This window comes from Enterobacter cloacae complex sp. 2022EL-00981, from assembly GCF_028737495.1.
GTDB classification, from domain to species: domain Bacteria; phylum Pseudomonadota; class Gammaproteobacteria; order Enterobacterales; family Enterobacteriaceae; genus Enterobacter; species Enterobacter cloacae.
Window position 1 is genome coordinate 25,712 of sequence record NZ_JAQZRK010000006.1, and the last position, 16,754, is coordinate 42,465.

The following is a 16,754-nucleotide window of genomic DNA, read 5'->3' on the forward strand; positions in this document are numbered from 1 at the left end:
ACCCAATTAACTACCGATGCAACTTCCCATGGTCCCGCAGCCACGCCGCGGTGCGCACAATCCCTTCATCCAGGGTCACAATCGGCTTATACCCCAGCTCGTTCTCCGCGCGCGAAATATCCAGCGTGAAATCAAAATTCAGCTTCGACACGCCGTAATGCGTCAGCGCAGGCTCTTTGGCGGTTTTGCTGCCAAAACGCTCCATGCTGCGGGCAATCATATCCAGCATAGGATAAGGCACCGAACGAATGCGGCAGTCGATGTGCAGCTCGTCGATCAGGCGCTGCACAATGGTGCGAAGGCGGCAGGGTTCGCCGTTGGTAATGTTAAAGGCGCGACCGGACGCCAGTTTATCGCTGTCCGGCTGGCTCGCCAGCCACATGGCGTACACGGCATTTTCGTAGTAAGTCATGTCCACCAGCGCATCACCGCCGCGCGGCAGCAGCACGCTGCCGTAGTGGTGCATCATCTGCGCCAGGCGCGGAATAAACACTTTATCGTGCGGTCCGAAAAGACTTTGCGGACGCAGGATCGTAAAGCGCGTATGCGGGTTCGACTGCGCCAGCAGGTCGATCACCTCTTCGCTGGCCGCCTTGCTGCGGGCAAACTCACAGGCAAAACGGGCCGGACGGAACGTTTCCTGGATATCCCGATGGTGGTGATAGTCGAAGTAGAGCGACGGGGAGGAGATATGAATAAAGTTACGCACGCCCCAGGCAACGGCCCACTCGCCCAGACGGCGCGTGGCGCGCACGTTGGCGAGATCGAAGGCTTCCTGGGTTCCCCACGGAGAGGTAAAACTGGAGCAGTGCCACAGGGTGTCGATTCCGGCGAGCATCACTTTCGCCTGAGAGGAGACCAGCTCCGTCAGGTCGGCATGGACAAACTCTGCGCCCATTTTTTGCAGCAGCTTACCCATCGCCTCGTTGCGACCGGTAGCCCTGACGCTAATGCCTTTGTTGCGCAGAAATTCGACCGCATTTCGGCCTAAGCCGCTGGTCGCCCCGGTAACCAGTACCTTCATAACAATCCACTGTGTTGAAAAGAATTTCGTGCGCATTCTTTCGTGAATTACGGCGGGTTGCAATGGGAAAGGTGAAAGAAAGCGAGTTTTATTTAGTTCTTTTCCGTTTTTTGTTCTGCCAGTTGCGCAATCCGTTTTGCCATCCCGCGGAAGATAAACAGATGTGCGGGGATCATCAGTAACCAGTAGAACAGACCGGGCATCCCATGTGGGTGCCACCAGGCGCGGACGTCCAGTTCCCGGCAATCGCCTTTGTCTTTCAGCGTGAAGCAGAGCCGTCCCAGCCCTGGCGCTTTCATGCCGAACAGCAGTGCCAGCTGTTTTTCCGGTTCGACGATGATGACTTTCCAGCTGTCGACCGTATCACCCACTTTGAGGTACGGCTGCGCAGGGCGACCTTTCGCCAGCCGGTGGCCCACCAGCAGATCCATCGCTCCGCGTGTCTGCCAGAGAATATTGCCGAAGAAATAACGCTCTTTGCCGCCGATCTGGTTCACCACCTCCCACAGTGATGCCAGGCTGGCCGAGGTTTTCACCGTGCAGCCCGCCTGTTTCGGGTAATAGCCATACTCCGGCCGCCAGCGGGCAAACGCCTGCGCGTCGTAGCCCCAGTCGCTGGAGTTCACCAGCTTCTCTTCTTCTTTCAGGGTATGGCGTACCGCGTCGTCAAAACGGATCAGCGTCTGCGGAATTAATGCGCGCAGTTCGCCATCGTCCGCCAGCAGATCGTGCTTCAGCCCCTGGATCAGCGCTTTCGCTGTCGTCGGCGGCACCGAGGTAATAACGTTTAAAAACCACACGGAGATCCAGCGGGTCGGAAAGGGAACGGGGATGAGCCAGCGTCGGCGGCCGCTGACGCGCATAAAATGCTCGAACTGTTCCTGATAGCTCAACACCTCCGGCCCCGCGGCCTCAAGCACGCGGTGCTGTTCGGCGGGATGGTCCAGCAGCGCTACCAGGTAATGCAGCAGGTTTTCCAGGGCAATCGGCGTGGTGCGCGACCGCACCCAGCGCGGTGGGGTGAGCACCGGCAGGTTGTAGACCATATCGCGCATCACTTCGAAGGCGGCAGAGCCCGCGCCGACGATGATCCCCGCCCGCAGTTCGGTGACGGGGATATCCGCGCTGCGCAAGGTGTCCGCGGTAAGCTGACGGGCGCGCAGGTGGTCCGACTGCTCATTTTCGGGCGCCTGGAGCGAGCTTAAAAAAATCACCTGCTTAACCGGCGTTTGCCGCAGGGCATCGCGGACGTTCAGGGCCACCTGACGTTCGTGGGCGATAAAATCGCCGCCTTCGCCCATGCTGTGCACCAGGTAGTACAGCGTGTCGACCCCTTCCAGCAGTGCGGGTAGTGACTCTGGCCAGTTAAGGTCGACGTTGTGGCAGGTGACGCCAGGCAGGTTCAGTTTTTGCAGGCGTTCCGTGTTGCGTGCCGCCGCCAGCACCTGATGCCCCTGCTGGCTTAACGCCGTGGTCAGATGCTGACCGATATACCCGCTGGCACCGAGCACCAGAATACGTTGCGGCACGTTCTGCTCCTTAACGCTGTAAAAACGCCTGCCAGTGTTTCACGACGTCCAACAGCTGCTCGCGGCTGACGTCGAGATGCATCACCAGACGCACAACAGGTGACGCGTTGATCAGTACGCCACGCGCTTTCATGAACTCCCCAAGCGCAGCGGCGTGCTCATCACCCACGCGAACAAACAGCATGTTGGTGTCGTGTCGCATCACGTCGGCGCCAATTTCACGCAGTTGCCCGGCCATCCACGCGGCGTTGTCGTGATCGTCCTGCAGACGTGCCACGTTGTTTTTAAGGGCATACAGACCCGCTGCGGCCAGAATACCGGCCTGGCGCATGCCGCCGCCGGTCATCTTACGCCAGCGGTTGGCGCGTTTGATGTAGTCCGCATCACCCACCAGCAGAGAACCCACGGGGGTGCCCAGCCCTTTTGAGAGGCAGATGGTGAACGAGTCACAATATTGCGTAATCTCGTTCAGCTCGCAGCCGTAGGCTACCACGGCGTTAAAGATTCGTGCGCCGTCCACGTGCAGGCCGAGCCTGCGCTCGCGGGTAAATTCCCACGCCGCTTTGAGGTACTCGCGCGGCAGGACTTTGCCGTTGTGGGTGTTTTCAAGGCTGAGTAATTTGGTGCGGGCGAAGTGGATGTCGTCGGCTTTGATTTTTGCGGCGACCTTGTCGAGCGGGAGAGTGCCGTCCGGTGCGGCGTCGATCGGCTGCGGCTGAATGCTGCCGAGCACCGCCGCGCCGCCCGCTTCGTACAGGTAGTTATGCGCCCCCTGGCCGACGATGTACTCTTCACCGCGTTCGCAGTGGCTGAGCAGCGCCACCAGGTTGGCCTGCGTTCCGGTGGGCAGGAACAGGGCGGCCTCTTTACCGCTGAGTTCTGCGGCATAGCGCTGCAGTTCGTTGACCGTTGGATCGTCACCGTAGACGTCGTCCCCGACCGGGGCGGCCATCATCTCTTCGAGCATGGCGCGATTCGGACGGGTAACGGTATCACTGCGTAAATCAATCATTTCACATCCCTTTATTTTAAGAGGTCATGCGAAATGTTTTACCTGAGCCAGTTAGTTTTTGCCAGTTCGATCACTTCATCGCCGCGGCCGCTGATGATCGCCCGCAGCATGTAGAGGCTGAAGCCTTTGGCCTGCTCCAGCTTGATCTGCGGCGGGATGGCCAGCTCCTCTTTGGCGACCACCACATCCACCAGCACCGGGCCGTCGATGGAAAACGCCCGTTGCAGGGCTTCATCCACCTCGGAGGCTTTCTCCACGCGGATACCGGTTATGCCGCAGGCTTCGGCAATGCGGGCAAAGTTGGTGTCGTGAAGCTCGGTGCCGTCCGTCAGATAGCCCCCGGCCTTCATCTCCATCGCCACAAAGCCCAGCACGCTGTTATTGAAGACCACGATTTTCAGCGGCAGCTTCATCTGCACCACCGACAGGAAATCGCCCATCAGCATGCTGAATCCGCCGTCACCGCACATCGCCACCACCTGACGCTCCGGGGCGGTGGCTTTGGCGCCCAGCGCCTGCGGCATGGCGTTGGCCATTGAGCCGTGGTTGAACGAGCCGAGCAGGCGGCGTTTGCCGTTCATCTTCAGGTAGCGTGCCGCCCAGACGGTTGGCGTGCCGACGTCGCAGGTAAAGATGGCATCGTCGTCCGCGAAGTGGCTGATCTGCTGCGCGAGATACTGCGGGTGGATCGCTTTGTCGCTCGGTTTGGCGAGTTCGTCCAGCCCCTTACGCGCATCGCGGTAATCGCTCAGGGCTTTGTCGAGGAATTTACGATCCGTTTTCTCTTCCAGCAGCGGCAGCAGGGCGGCAAGGGTGGATTTAATGTCGCCCACCAGCGCCATATCGACCTTGCTGTGTGCACCGATGCTGGCCGGGTTAATATCGATCTGAATGATTTTGGCATCCGTCGGGTAGAACGCGCGATAGGGGAACTGGGTACCGAGCAGGATCAGCGTGTCGGCATTCATCATGGTATGGAAGCCGGACGAAAAACCGATCAGCCCGGTCATGCCCACGTCGTAAGGGTTATCGTACTCGACGTGCTCTTTGCCGCGCAGGGCATGAACAATTGGGGCTTTTAGCTTACCTGCAAATTCAAGGAGTTCCTTGTGCGCGCCAGCACAGCCGCTGCCGCACATCAGGGCGATATTGCTGGCGTAACGCAGCAGTTGCGCCAGTTTTTTCAGCTCCTCTTCAGCTGGGGTAACGACTGGCTGGGGGGCGTGATACCAGTGGGTGCTGGCCCCTTCGGGCGCAGCCTTGAGCGCTACATCCCCCGGGATCACGACCACAGAAACACCCCGGTTCAGCACCGCCTTGCGCATGGCTATCGCCAGAACCTGCGGGATCTGCTCCGGCGAGGACACCAGCTCGCAATAGTGGCTGCATTCACGGAACAGCTCCTGCGGATGCGTCTCCTGAAAATAGCCACTGCCGATTTCAGATGAGGGAATATGGGCGGCAATTGCCAGCACCGGCACGTGATTGCGGTGACAGTCGAACAGCCCGTTAATCAGATGCAGGTTCCCTGGACCACACGACCCGGCGCAGACGGCCAGCTCTCCGGTGAGCTGTGCTTCGGCCCCGGCGGCAAAGGCGGCGACCTCCTCATGACGGGTCGGCATCCATTCAATGGTTTTCATCTTGTTGAGGCTGTCGCTCAGCCCGTTCAGTGAATCGCCGGTTACGCCCCAGATACGTTTTACACCTGCCTGTTCAAGGGTCTTCGCTATGTATGCAGCCACGGTTTGTTTCATGGTTGTCCGTCTCCTTTTTGTGATATCGCTTACAAGCTTAGAAGAAAGTCACTGTATTGCCTGCACAATACCCCTCATTTCAGGGTGGTTTTCACCGGCAATGATTCGGCATAATCTGGCGACAGATTGGGTGAAAACGGGAATCATTTCAGATGGTTAAATCATTGTTAATTGCTGTAAACGAAAAGCTAACGTGCGACGATCTCGGCAAACTCTTGTTACGACTTGCCGTCGGTGGGCTGATGTTGTTTCACGGATTACACAAGTTATTTGGCGGTGTGGGCTTCATCAGCGGCCTGCTGGTGGAAAAAGGGCTGCCGGGGTTTATTGCTTACGGCGTATTGATTGGCGAAGTGGTGGCTCCGATCCTGATTATTGTCGGCCTCTTTACGCGCCCGGCGGCGCTGGTGCTGGCGTTTACCATGATTGTGGCATGGCTGATGGTGGGCACGGGCAAAACCTTTGCACTCGATGCCGTCGGTGCGTGGGCCATTGAGAGCCTGGTGTATTTCTTTATCGGCTCGCTGGCGGTGGCGTTTTTAGGGGCAGGGCGGTACGCGGTAGGGAAAGGTCCTGCGTGGCGATAGGGTTGTTGTAGGTCGGGTAAACGTAGTGCCACCCGACAAAAAGCCCGGTGGCGCTGGCGCTTACCGGGCCTACAATGACACGTTTAACGATTACGCGAGCACAAGATCGCCCTGCGGATGACATGAGCACGCCAGCACATAACCCTCGGCAATTTCTGCATCGGTCAGCGTCATGGTGCTGGTCACGCTGTACTCCCCGGAGACTACCTTCGTTTTACAGCAACCGCATACGCCCGCGCGACAGGCAGCTACCACGGGCACCTTATTGCTTTCCAGCGCTTCCAGCAGCGTGGTGCCGACGCGGCCAAAGAAGGTTTGTGCCGGTTGCAGTTTGGTGAACTGAATCCCGCTGGTTGCCGCCTCCGCCACCGGCGTGAAGAACTGCTCTTTGAAGAAGCGGGTTACGCCCAGGGCTTTCACTTCCTGTTCCACAATCTCCATATACGGTGCCGGGCCGCAGGTCATCACCGTACGGTTCGCTATATCGGGCACGCGTTGCAGCAGCTCGCGGCTCAGACGTCCCTCGACAAAACCGTGCGTCGCGTTGTGCTCTGCCACCAGCGTCACCGGGTAGTTGTGCCACTCATCGGCAAAGATCACATCGTCCGGCGAACGCACGCTGTAGATCACCTGCACGTCGGCCTGCGGGCGGTTTTTGGCCAGCCAGCGACGCATTGACATGATCGGCGTGACGCCACAGCCTGCGGCCAGCAGCAGGAATTTATCTTCGCTTTTGTCGTCACAGGTAAATTCCCCCTGAGCGTCAGACAGCCAGATGTAATCCCCGCGCTTGACGTCACGCGTGAGCCACTGCGAGCCTGCACCGTCATCGATGCGGCGGATAGTGAGCGTAATGTATTCGCTCACGCCCGGCGTCGAGGAGATCGTATAGGCGCGCAATGTGTCCGCCGCGTTACGGACGCTGACCAGCGCATACTGACCGGCACGGTACGGGTAGTAGTCATGGCACAGCAGCGACAGCGTCCACACATCCGGCGTCTCCTGATGGATGTGATGAACCTGCATCCGCCACGGGCACTGAGAGGTTGGCATGGTCATGAAATACTCCTTACGCGCTCAGCAGTTGCTGCATATCTTCTTCTACGGTGGTCACGGAACGCAGACCGAATTTCTCGTTCAGCACGGCCAGCAGGTCCGGCGTCAGGAAGCCTGGCGCGGTCGGGCCGGTGACGATATTGGTTACGCCCAGAGAGAGCAGGGTCAGCAGGATCACAATCGCTTTCTGCTCGAACCAGGAGAGCACCAGCGACAGCGGCAGATCGTTCACGCCGCAGCCCAGTTTCTCCGCCAGCGTGACCGCCAGAATGATGGCTGAATAGGCATCGTTACACTGACCAGCATCCACCAGACGTGGCAGCCCTTCAATGTTGCCGAAGTCCAGCTTGTTGAAACGGTATTTACCGCAGGCCAGCGTCAGGATCAGGCAATCTTCCGGCACGCGGGTGGCGAAATCGGTGAAGTAGTTACGCTCACCGCGCGCGCCGTCACAGCCGCCAATCAGGAAGATGTGGCGCAGTTTTTCACGGCTGACGAGGTCAATCAGCGAGTCTGCGGCGCCGAGCAGCGTTTCGCGGCCAAAGCCAACGGTGATGAGGTGCGGAATTTCGCTGTACGGGAAGCCCGCCATCTGCTGCGCCTGGGCGATCACCGGACCGAAATCGTCACCTTCAAGGTGGCTCACGCCCGGCCAGCCGACGATGCTGCGGGTCCAGATGCGGTCATCATACGCGCCGACGGTCGGGTCGATGATGCAGTTAGAGGTCATCACAATTGGGCCCGGGAAGCGGGCGAACTCAACCTGCTGATTCTGCCAGCCGCTGCCGTAGTTCCCGATCAGATGTTTGAATTTACGCAGTTCCGGGTAGCCGTGTGCGGGCAGCATTTCGCCGTGGGTATAGACGTTAACGCCGGTGCCTTCGGTCTGCTTCAGCAGGTTGTAGAGATCTTTCAGGTCGTGGCCGGAGATGAGAATACATTTGCCTTCGGTCGCTTTCACATTGACCTGCGTTGGCGTTGGATGACCGTAGGTGCTGGTTTCACCGGCATCCAGAATGCTCATCACTTTGAAGTTCATCTGGCCGATTTCCATAGAGCACTCAAGCAGCGCATTCATATCGGCAGGCCAGGTGCCCAGCCACGCCATGATTTTGTGGTACTGCGCGTAGATGTCGTTATCGTACTGGCCAAGCACGTGCGCGTGCTCCATATAGGCTGCGGCACCTTTCAGGCCGTACAGGCACAGCAGGCGCAGGCCGAGAATGTTCTCGCCAATCGCCGCTTTGTCTTTGTTCGGGGTAAATTCTGCGGCCTGACGCTGTAATTCGCCCAGGTCGTCACTCACCAGCTGCAGTTCTGACATCGGGTTGTCCACGCGGGCGCTGGCATCGGCATTCAGGCACTGCGCTTTCAGCGCTTCGCGCAGGGCAATCGCTTCACGGGCGTACCCGACAATGCGCGGCGAATCAAAGTTAACGTTAGTCAGCGTGGAGAAAAAGGCGCGCGGCGCAAAGCTGTCTACGTAGTGGTCGACAATACCGTACTCGCGGGCTTTGAATGCCCAGGCGGAAAGCCCCTGCAGGGCAGCAATCAGCAGATCCTGCAGGTCTGATGTTTCTGCGGTTTTACCGCACATACCCTGCGCGTAAGAACAGCCATTGCCTGCCGGGGTACGGATAGTTTGTTCACATTGCACACAAAACATAATCACACCTGTTAAAGTTATATTTGATATACATGTTTAAGGTTATGCCTGTGTCCGGGCGGTGAAAAGGGCTTTTTCTGACAAAATAGAGGGAGATTGATTTAGCGCAATTTTGGCGGCAGGAACCCTACCGCCAGAGAGGTATCAGGCGGAGAAAAAGGCCATCAGAACAGGCACCAGCAGGCTCAGAATAAAGCCGTGCACGATGGCGGCGGGCACCATTTCCAGCCCGCCAGAGCGTTGTAATACCGGCAGGGTAAAGTCCATCGACGTCGCCCCGCTCAGACCCAGCGCGGTAGAGCGGCTGCGGCGAACCAGACCCGGGATCAGCATGATGGCGATTAACTCCCGCGCCAGGTCGTTAAAGAAGGCGGCGCTGCCAATAACAGGGCCAAACGACTCGGTTAGCAGAATACCGGAGAGGGAATACCAGCCAAATCCGGAGGCCATGGCCAGGCCGGTTTTGAGCGGCAGGTCGAGAATCAAGGCGTTAATGACGCCTGCCACCATTGAACTGGCGACCACAATAACGGCAACAATCATTCCCCGACGATTCAGGACAATCTGTTTCAGGGTCATGCCATTATTGCGTAGCTGGATACCAATAAGGAACAGCAGGAATATCAGGGTATATTCGCTGGCTTCGGTGGCGTGCTGCAAAAAAGGCCATCCGGTGAGTCCAAGGACAAAACCGAGCACCACGACGCCGCACAGTTTTAATGATTCCAGCGCCATCGCAATTCGGGAAGGCAGTTTTTCCTGATGGTGATGGTTTTTCCACGGAATAGTGCGTTCAAGCCAGAATAAGGCGGCGATATTGCAGAGCAAAATAACCACAACAGTGACCGCACAATAATGCAGGATGGAAAGCAGATTGGTCGCCAGGTTATCCAGAAAGGCCAGGCTAATCCCCATAAAGAACAGAATGACGTAAACAATCCAGCTGAGAAAACGGTTGATAAGCCGTAATGCCGATGCCTGATGCAGCGGGATAAGATAGCCCACAATCAGGGGCAGCAAAATAATGAGGAGTCCTGAGAACATGAACAACCGGTCCTTGTGAGTAGCTGTTGAGCGCCAGAGACACTACCCAATAAAGGCTGTTCAGTAAAGCGGCAAAAGAAAGCCGGGTGTCGGCTGCGCCTTACCCGGCCTGTTGCCCTCACCCTGGCCCTCTCCCACGGGGAGAGGGAGGGAAAGATTAATCGCGTTTTTCCAGCAGGGTGCGATACAGCACGCCGCCCAGAATACCGCCGACGATCGGCATTACCCAGAACAGCCACAGCTGCTCAAGTGCCCAACCGCCCTGGAAAATAGCGACGGCGGTGCTGCGCGCCGGGTTCACCGAGGTGTTGGTCACCGGAATGGAGATCAGGTGAATAAGCGTCAGTGCCAGACCAATGGCGATAGGCGCGAAGCCCGCAGGGGCGTATTTGTCGGTCGCGCCGTGAATCACCAGCAGGAAGCCGGCGGTCAGTACAATTTCAATCACAATGGCGGAGAGCATGGAGTAGCCGCCAGGCGAGTGCTCACCGAAGCCGTTGGAAGCAAAACCGCTGGCTGCGGCGTCAAAGCCGGCTTTACCGCTGGCAATCACGTACAGCACCGCGGCAGCAATAATACCGCCCACAACCTGAGCGACAATATAGCCAATGACCTCTTTAGCCGGGAAGCGACCACCAGCCCATAAGCCTAATGTCACGGCCGGGTTAAAATGACCACCGGAAATATGTCCTACGGCGAAGGCCATGGTTAATACCGTTAAACCAAATGCCAGCGCGACGCCGACAAAACCAATGCCGAGTTCCGGAAATGCTGCTGCCAGAACGGCACTACCGCAGCCACCAAACACCAGCCAGAATGTACCAAAGCATTCTGCTGCTAATTTTCTGAACATAACCACCTCAATTAACTACCGCACGCTTTCCCGCGCGCGGGATATATCGCCATAAAGGGATGACGACTCAAAGAGCCATTATTTTAGAAACCAACAACACCCCTTCGCCACTTAAATAAATTCGGATAATTTGATTTAAGGCAATGTGATGTCAATCCTTGTTCAAACTGGAGGTGAATAGATCATAGTCCAATTTGCGGGCGATAGTTTGTGGTGCTATTGAGACTATTTCAAATGAAACCTTGCACGTAAATTCTGAATTTTTCGTGCTGAGACAAAATAATCAGGAGGCCTGACAGTGTTCTGCGCGGCATCCTGCCGCTATACTGCTGATAACTTAAAGGAAAAAGTGATCATTTCTCGGGGGATGTATGCTTCTCGAACGTGTGGAAATTGTCGGGTTTCGCGGTATAAACCGTCTGTCACTCCAGCTGGAGCAGAATAACGTCCTCATCGGCGAGAACGCCTGGGGTAAGTCCAGCCTGCTGGATGCGCTGACGCTGCTGCTTTCGCCCGAAGGCGATTTGTATCACTTCGTTCATGATGATTTCTGGTTTCCGCCCGGCGATGTCAACGGCCGCGAGAAGCATCTCCATATCATTCTGACGTTCCGCGAATCCGAGCCGGGGCGTCACCGGGTGCGTCGCTTCCGCCCGATGTCACCGTGCTGGGTTCAGAGCGACGATGGCTTCCACCGTATTTTTTATCGTCTGGAAGGCGAGATGTCAGAGAATGAAGGGGTGCTGACCCTGCGTGAATTTCTCGACCAGAAAGGCAACCCCATCCCGCTGGACAATATCGACGAGCTGGCCCGTCATCTGATTCGTTTGATGCCGGTGCTACGCTTGCGCGATGCGCGTTTTATGCGGCGTATCCGTAACGGTACCGTGCCGCATATGCCGGAAGTAGAAGTCACCGCCCGCGAGCTTGATTTCCTGGCACGCGAGCTGGTTTCGCGTCCGCAAAATCTCACTGATGGGCAAATCCGCCAGGGGCTATCTGCCATGGTGCAACTGCTGGAGCACTATTTTTCCGAGCAGGGGACCTCGCAGTCGCGCCATCGTCTGATGCGCCGTCGGTCCCATGATGAGCAACGAAGCTGGCGCTATCTCGATATCATTAACCGGATGATCGACCGGCCCGGCGGACGCACTCATCGGGTGATTTTGCTGGGGCTGTTTTCCACTCTTCTGCAGGCCAAGGGAACCGTCCGTCTGGATCGCGATGCGCGTCCGCTGCTGCTGGTGGAAGACCCGGAAACACGTCTGCACCCCATCATGCTCTCCGTTGCCTGGCACCTGCTGAATCTGCTGCCGCTTCAGCGCATTACCACCACCAATTCCGGCGAGTTGTTGTCGCTGACGCCGGTCGAGTATGTTTGCCGCCTGGTGCGTGAATCATCGCGCGTTTCTGCTTACCGGCTGGGGCCGGGAGGGATGAATGCCGAGGATGGTCGCCGTATTGCGTTTCATATCCGCTTTAATCGCGCCTCGTCGCTTTTTGCCCGCTGCTGGCTTCTGGTGGAGGGGGAAACCGAGACCTGGGTCATCAACGAGCTGGCGCGCCAGTGCGGCCACCATTTTGATGCGGAGGGGATTAAGGTCATCGAGTTTGCGCAGTCAGGGTTAAAGCCGCTGATCAAATTCGCCCGGCGGATGGGCATAGAATGGCACGTGCTGGTCGACGGCGATGAGGCGGGTAAAAAATACGCATCCACCGTGCGCAGCCTGTTGAACGATGAGCGAGAAGAAGAGCGGGACCATTTAACCATGCTGCCCGCCATGGACATGGAGCACTTTATGTACCGCCAGGGGTTCGATGACGTGTTCCACAGGATAGCGATGGTGCCGGTTGATGTGCCGATGAACATGCGGCGCGTGATCGCCAAAGCGATCCACCGCTCTTCAAAACCGGATTTAGCCATTGAAGTGGCAACAGAAGCAGGGCGGAGAGGGATCGAATCGGTGCCTACGCTGCTGCGTAAAATGTTCTCCCGCGTCCTGTGGCTGGCACGCGGGAAAGCCGATTAACGCCGGGTTGCCTGGGTGACCTGCTCCGTGAGGCTATCCAGCAGCTCATAGCGGCGGCGATATTCCGCGCGTTTTTTACTGGCAATCTCTTCCATGGACTTACGCGGCATGGCAAGCGGCAGTTCAAAGTTACCGTTATCCTGTTTGTGTCCGCCGAGGGAGATCCAGAAGCTGTCGTAATCCGCCAGCAGTTTCCCCTCTTTTTTCTTGCGATATCGCCAGCTGCGATAGATGTGGGTGGCATTACTCACCGCCACAATCTGCTCCACCGGGAAGGCGCTGCCAAGCGTCATAACCGCTTCAACCAGCAGACGTTTCGGGAAAAGGCCATGGCACGCCTTGGTTGCCTTCTGGATCAGCTCATGCGGAACGTGGGCTTTCGCCCCCTGCAGGCCGCCGATAAAGAGTGTGCTTTTGCCTTCAAACGGGCACAGCGTAAACGTTATTTCCGCCAGCACGGTATCCTGATGGTCACTGAAAAAGAGGGTAGCTTCTCCCTCTTTATCCAGGAACGCATCGGCGCACAACCGAACGGTAAACTGCTGTTCATCCTTACCGGTTAAGGTCAGGAGCGTCACGCCCTGCTTAGAAAGATAGCCTTTGAGCAGCGCGGCTGGCAGGTGGTCACTCATGGTCTGGTAGTGCCAGTTCAGGGCTTCCAGCGCATGCGGGCGATCCATATTCACGGTCAGCCAAGGGCGATGCAGGCGACAGGGCAGGCCAGGCTGGACCTGCAGCATTTGCATCAAACGGGGCTGCTTTGCCAGGCTTGAGAGCAGACGTGCGGTGCTGAGCGGTGTGGCCAGCGTGCGAAGCGCAAACTTACGTCGATAGGCGGGATTTTGCCATGCCAGGCCCGGCGTAATGGCGCCAGTGACCAGGCTTTTAAACAGCTGCCAGCCGGATTTAGGCTGCGACAGAGTGGAATACGGTGTATCGACGATGGAAGACATGTGAGATCCTGCTTCTTATGGAATGGCGTTATTTCAGCAGGCCCTTTGTCAACGTTGTGTCAACAAATCCAGGTATTTCCTGAATTCAGGGGTTTCGTTGAGGAGTGGTTTAGATAGAATCGACGTTGATGTAAGCCAGAATAATTATTTGGAATATTTATGAACCTTAAGGGAAAACGCAGAAAGTGGTTTCTGCTGCTGGCGATAGTGGTGATAGCGGCCGGATACTGGTTATGGCAAGTGCTCAACGCGCCGGTTCCGCAGTATCAAACGCTGATCGTCCGTCCGGGTGAATTGCAGCAAAACGTGCTGGCGACCGGCAAACTTGATGCGCTGCGCAAGGTTGACGTGGGCGCACAGGTTAGCGGGCAGTTAAAAACGCTGTCCGTTGAGATTGGCGATAAGGTGAAAAAGGGGCAGCTGCTCGGCGTTATCGACCCGGAACAGGCTGAAAACCAGATCCGGGAAGTGGAAGCCACGCTGATGGAGCTGCGCGCGCAGCGTGCGCAGGCGCTGGCGGAACGTAATCTTGCCCAGGTGACCCTGACGCGTCAGCAGGCGCTGGCCAAAACGCAGGCGATCTCGAAACAGGATCTCGACACGGCCGCCACCGAACTGGCGGTGAAACAGGCGCAGATTGGCACCATTGACGCGCAAATCAAGCGCAACCAGGCCTCGCTGGATACGGCGAAAACCAACCTCGATTATACGAAGATTGTGGCGCCCATGGCCGGGGAAGTGACCCAGATCACCACGCTTCAGGGTCAGACGGTGATTGCCGCCCAACAGGCGCCGAACATTCTGACGCTGGCGGACATGAGCACTATGCTGGTGAAAGCGCAGGTTTCCGAGGCGGATGTTATCCATCTTAAGCCGGGGCAGAACGCCTGGTTTACCGTACTGGGCGATCCGCAGACGCGCTATGAAGGCGTGCTGAAGGACATTCTGCCTACGCCGGAAAAAGTGAACGATGCGATCTTCTACTATGCCCGTTTTGAAGTCCCCAACCCGCAGGGCGTGCTGCGTCTGGATATGACCGCGCAGGTCCATATTCAGCTGACCGGCGTAAAAAACGTGCTGACCGTTCCGCTCTCTGCGCTGGGGGAATCCGCCGGGGATAACCGTTATAAGGTGAAGGTGCTACGCAACGGCGAAACGCGTGAGCGTGAAGTGGTGATTGGCGCACGCAACGATACTGACGTGGTGGTGGTGAAAGGGCTGGAAGAGGGTGACGAGGTGGTCACCAGCGAAACCCTGCCCGGAGCGGCGAAATGACGGCATTGCTTGAGCTGACTGACATTCGTCGCAGCTATCCGTCGGGCGATGGTCCGGTGGAGGTGCTGAAGGGCATCTCCCTGCGCGTGGAAGCGGGCGAGATGGTGGCGATTGTTGGCGCGTCGGGTTCCGGTAAATCGACGCTGATGAACATTCTTGGCTGTCTGGATAAACCGACCAGCGGCACCTACCGCGTGGCCGGAACGGACGTTTCCACTCTGGACGGCGACGCGCTGGCAAAGCTGCGTCGGGAACACTTCGGCTTTATCTTTCAGCGTTACCATCTGCTCTCTCACCTGAGTGCGGCGCAGAACGTGGAGGTCCCGGCGGTCTATGCAGGTGTGGAGCGCAAGAAACGCCTTGCGCGGGCGCAGGCGCTGTTAACGCGTCTTGGCCTGGCGGAGCGGGTAGATTATCAGCCCTCACAGCTTTCTGGCGGTCAGCAGCAGCGCGTGAGTATTGCCCGTGCGCTGATGAACGGCGGGCAGGTGATCCTGGCCGATGAACCCACCGGGGCGCTCGACAGCCATTCCGGTGAAGAGGTGATGGCGATCCTCCATCAGCTTCGCGATCAGGGGCACACGGTCATTATCGTGACTCACGATCCGCAGGTGGCGGCGCAGGCTGAGCGCATTATCGAGATCCACGACGGCGAGCTGGTGAGCAACCCGCCGCCGCGTGCGTCCAGAGCGGCCGCGCCAAAAGAAGCCTTGCCTGCTGCAACCGGCTGGGGACAGTTTTCCAGCGGTTTTCGCGAGGCGCTGACCATGGCCTGGCTGGCGATGGCGGCCAATAAAATGCGCACCCTGCTGACCATGCTTGGGATCATCATCGGTATTGCATCGGTGGTGTCGATTGTGGTGGTGGGCGATGCAGCCAAACAGCTGGTGCTGGCGGATATCCGCGCTATCGGGACCAACACCATTGACGTCTATCCCGGGAAAGACTTTGGTGATGACGAACCGCAGTATCAGCAGGCGTTGAAATACGACGACCTGGCGGCCATTCAGAAACAGCCGTGGGTCAATTCGGCGACGCCTGCCGTGTCGCAAAACCTTCGCCTGCGCGTGGGTAACGTGGACGTTGCCGCCAGCGCGAACGGCGTCAGCGGAGATTATTTTAACGTCTACGGCATGACCTTCAGCGAAGGGGCGACCTTCAACGCCGAACAGCTGGCGGGCAGGGCGCAGGTGGTGGTACTGGACGCGAACTCGCGCAGACAGCTCTTCCCCAATAAAACCAACGTCGTGGGCGAAGTGATCCTCGTAGGGAACATGCCAGCCACCGTGATTGGCGTGGCGGAAGAGAAGCAGTCCATGTTTGGCAGCAGCAAGATCCTGCGGGTCTGGCTACCGTACAGCACCATTTCCGGGCGGATTATGGGGCAGTCGTGGCTGAACTCTATCACCGTGCGCGTCAAGGAGGGCTATGACAGCGCGCTGGCCGAACAGCAGCTTGAGCGGTTGTTAACCCTGCGTCACGGGAAGAAGGATTTCTTCACCTGGAATATGGACGGCCTCTTGAAAACGGCGGAAAAGACCACACGTACTCTTCAGCTGTTCCTCACGCTGGTGGCGGTGATTTCGCTGGTCGTTGGCGGTATCGGGGTGATGAATATCATGCTGGTCTCGGTGACGGAACGTACCCGGGAAATTGGTATTCGTATGGCGGTCGGGGCCAGAGCCAGCGACGTACTGCAGCAATTTTTGATTGAAGCGGTGCTGGTGTGTCTGGTGGGCGGCGCCATGGGGATTGCGCTGTCGATGATGATCGCTTTTGCCCTGCAGATTTTCTTACCCGGCTGGGAGATTGGGTTTTCACCGGTGGCTATTCTTACCGCATTTTTATGCTCGACCTTTACCGGCATCTTGTTTGGCTGGCTGCCGGCCCGCAACGCGGCGCGGCTGGATCCGGTGGATGCGCTGGCTCGGGAATAACCCGAAAATAAAAATGCCAGCCGATCGGGCT

13 protein-coding genes are annotated in these 16,754 nt (G+C 57.7%); 4 read left to right on the forward strand and 9 right to left on the reverse strand.

From position 1 onward, the window contains the following. Positions 1 to 10: 10 nt before the first annotated feature. The 4 genes from PUZ33_RS07730 to poxB all read right to left on the reverse strand — a co-directional run bounded on the left by PUZ33_RS07730 (position 11) and on the right by poxB (position 5,322). Complete coding sequence (locus tag PUZ33_RS07730; protein WP_058681021.1) at positions 11 to 1,024, reverse strand: NAD-dependent epimerase/dehydratase family protein; 1,014 nt, start codon at positions 1,022 to 1,024, stop codon at positions 11 to 13. A 92-nt stretch (positions 1,025 to 1,116) separates the two neighbouring features. Continuing rightward, complete coding sequence (locus tag PUZ33_RS07735; RefSeq protein ID WP_029883005.1) at positions 1,117 to 2,553, reverse strand: SDR family oxidoreductase; 1,437 nt, start codon at positions 2,551 to 2,553, stop codon at positions 1,117 to 1,119. Positions 2,554 to 2,563: 10 nt separating this feature from the next. Further along, positions 2,564 to 3,565, reverse strand: coding sequence for a low-specificity L-threonine aldolase (gene ltaE / locus PUZ33_RS07740; protein WP_252107614.1), 1,002 nt, complete (start codon positions 3,563 to 3,565; stop codon positions 2,564 to 2,566). Positions 3,566 to 3,603: 38 nt separating this feature from the next. Next, positions 3,604 to 5,322 carry a ubiquinone-dependent pyruvate dehydrogenase gene (gene poxB / locus PUZ33_RS07745; protein WP_013097335.1) on the reverse strand — a complete coding sequence of 573 codons (1,719 nt, stop codon included), beginning with the start codon at positions 5,320 to 5,322 and terminating at the stop codon, positions 3,604 to 3,606. Between the two features lie 152 nt (positions 5,323 to 5,474). On the opposite strand from poxB, the gene PUZ33_RS07750 reads away from it, so the two are divergent. Next, positions 5,475 to 5,909 carry a DoxX family protein gene (locus tag PUZ33_RS07750; protein WP_029883004.1) on the forward strand — a complete coding sequence of 145 codons (435 nt, stop codon included), beginning with the start codon at positions 5,475 to 5,477 and terminating at the stop codon, positions 5,907 to 5,909. 90 nt (positions 5,910 to 5,999) lie between these two features. On the opposite strand, the gene hcr is transcribed toward PUZ33_RS07750, so the two are convergent. From hcr to aqpZ, 4 genes are all read right to left on the reverse strand, one after another. Next, entirely contained in the window at positions 6,000 to 6,968 is a 969-nt protein-coding gene (gene hcr, locus PUZ33_RS07755) for an NADH oxidoreductase (RefSeq protein WP_058681022.1), read from the reverse strand. A 10-nt stretch (positions 6,969 to 6,978) separates the two neighbouring features. Further along, positions 6,979 to 8,631, reverse strand: a complete 1,653-nt coding sequence (hcp, locus tag PUZ33_RS07760; protein ID WP_023622157.1) for a hydroxylamine reductase — start codon at positions 8,629 to 8,631, stop codon at positions 6,979 to 6,981. 144 nt (positions 8,632 to 8,775) lie between these two features. Continuing rightward, positions 8,776 to 9,675 carry a lysine exporter LysO family protein gene (locus PUZ33_RS07765; protein ID WP_058681023.1) on the reverse strand — a complete coding sequence of 300 codons (900 nt, stop codon included), beginning with the start codon at positions 9,673 to 9,675 and terminating at the stop codon, positions 8,776 to 8,778. Positions 9,676 to 9,832: 157 nt separating this feature from the next. Continuing rightward, positions 9,833 to 10,528: an aquaporin Z gene (gene aqpZ, locus PUZ33_RS07770; RefSeq protein ID WP_013097330.1), complete on the reverse strand. Its 696-nt coding sequence runs from the start codon at positions 10,526 to 10,528 to the stop codon at positions 9,833 to 9,835. 371 nt (positions 10,529 to 10,899) lie between these two features. Here aqpZ and PUZ33_RS07775 point away from each other — a divergent pair, with 371 nt between their 5' ends. After that, entirely contained in the window at positions 10,900 to 12,558 is a 1,659-nt protein-coding gene (locus PUZ33_RS07775; RefSeq protein ID WP_013097329.1) for an ATP-dependent endonuclease, read from the forward strand. On the opposite strand, the gene PUZ33_RS07780 is transcribed toward PUZ33_RS07775, so the two are convergent. After that, positions 12,555 to 13,511, reverse strand: coding sequence for a VirK/YbjX family protein (locus tag PUZ33_RS07780; RefSeq protein WP_013097328.1), 957 nt, complete (start codon positions 13,509 to 13,511; stop codon positions 12,555 to 12,557). The genes PUZ33_RS07775 and PUZ33_RS07780 overlap by 4 nt on opposite strands. Before the next feature lie 159 nt (positions 13,512 to 13,670). On the opposite strand from PUZ33_RS07780, the gene macA reads away from it, so the two are divergent. Together macA and macB are read left to right on the forward strand one after the other, a co-directional pair. Further along, positions 13,671 to 14,786: a macrolide transporter subunit MacA gene (macA, locus tag PUZ33_RS07785; RefSeq protein WP_023622163.1), complete on the forward strand. Its 1,116-nt coding sequence runs from the start codon at positions 13,671 to 13,673 to the stop codon at positions 14,784 to 14,786. Then, positions 14,783 to 16,723 carry a macrolide ABC transporter ATP-binding protein/permease MacB gene (gene macB / locus PUZ33_RS07790; protein ID WP_020689930.1) on the forward strand — a complete coding sequence of 647 codons (1,941 nt, stop codon included), beginning with the start codon at positions 14,783 to 14,785 and terminating at the stop codon, positions 16,721 to 16,723. The genes macA and macB overlap by 4 nt, the downstream gene beginning before the upstream one ends. The last annotated feature ends 31 nt before the right edge of the window (positions 16,724 to 16,754 follow it).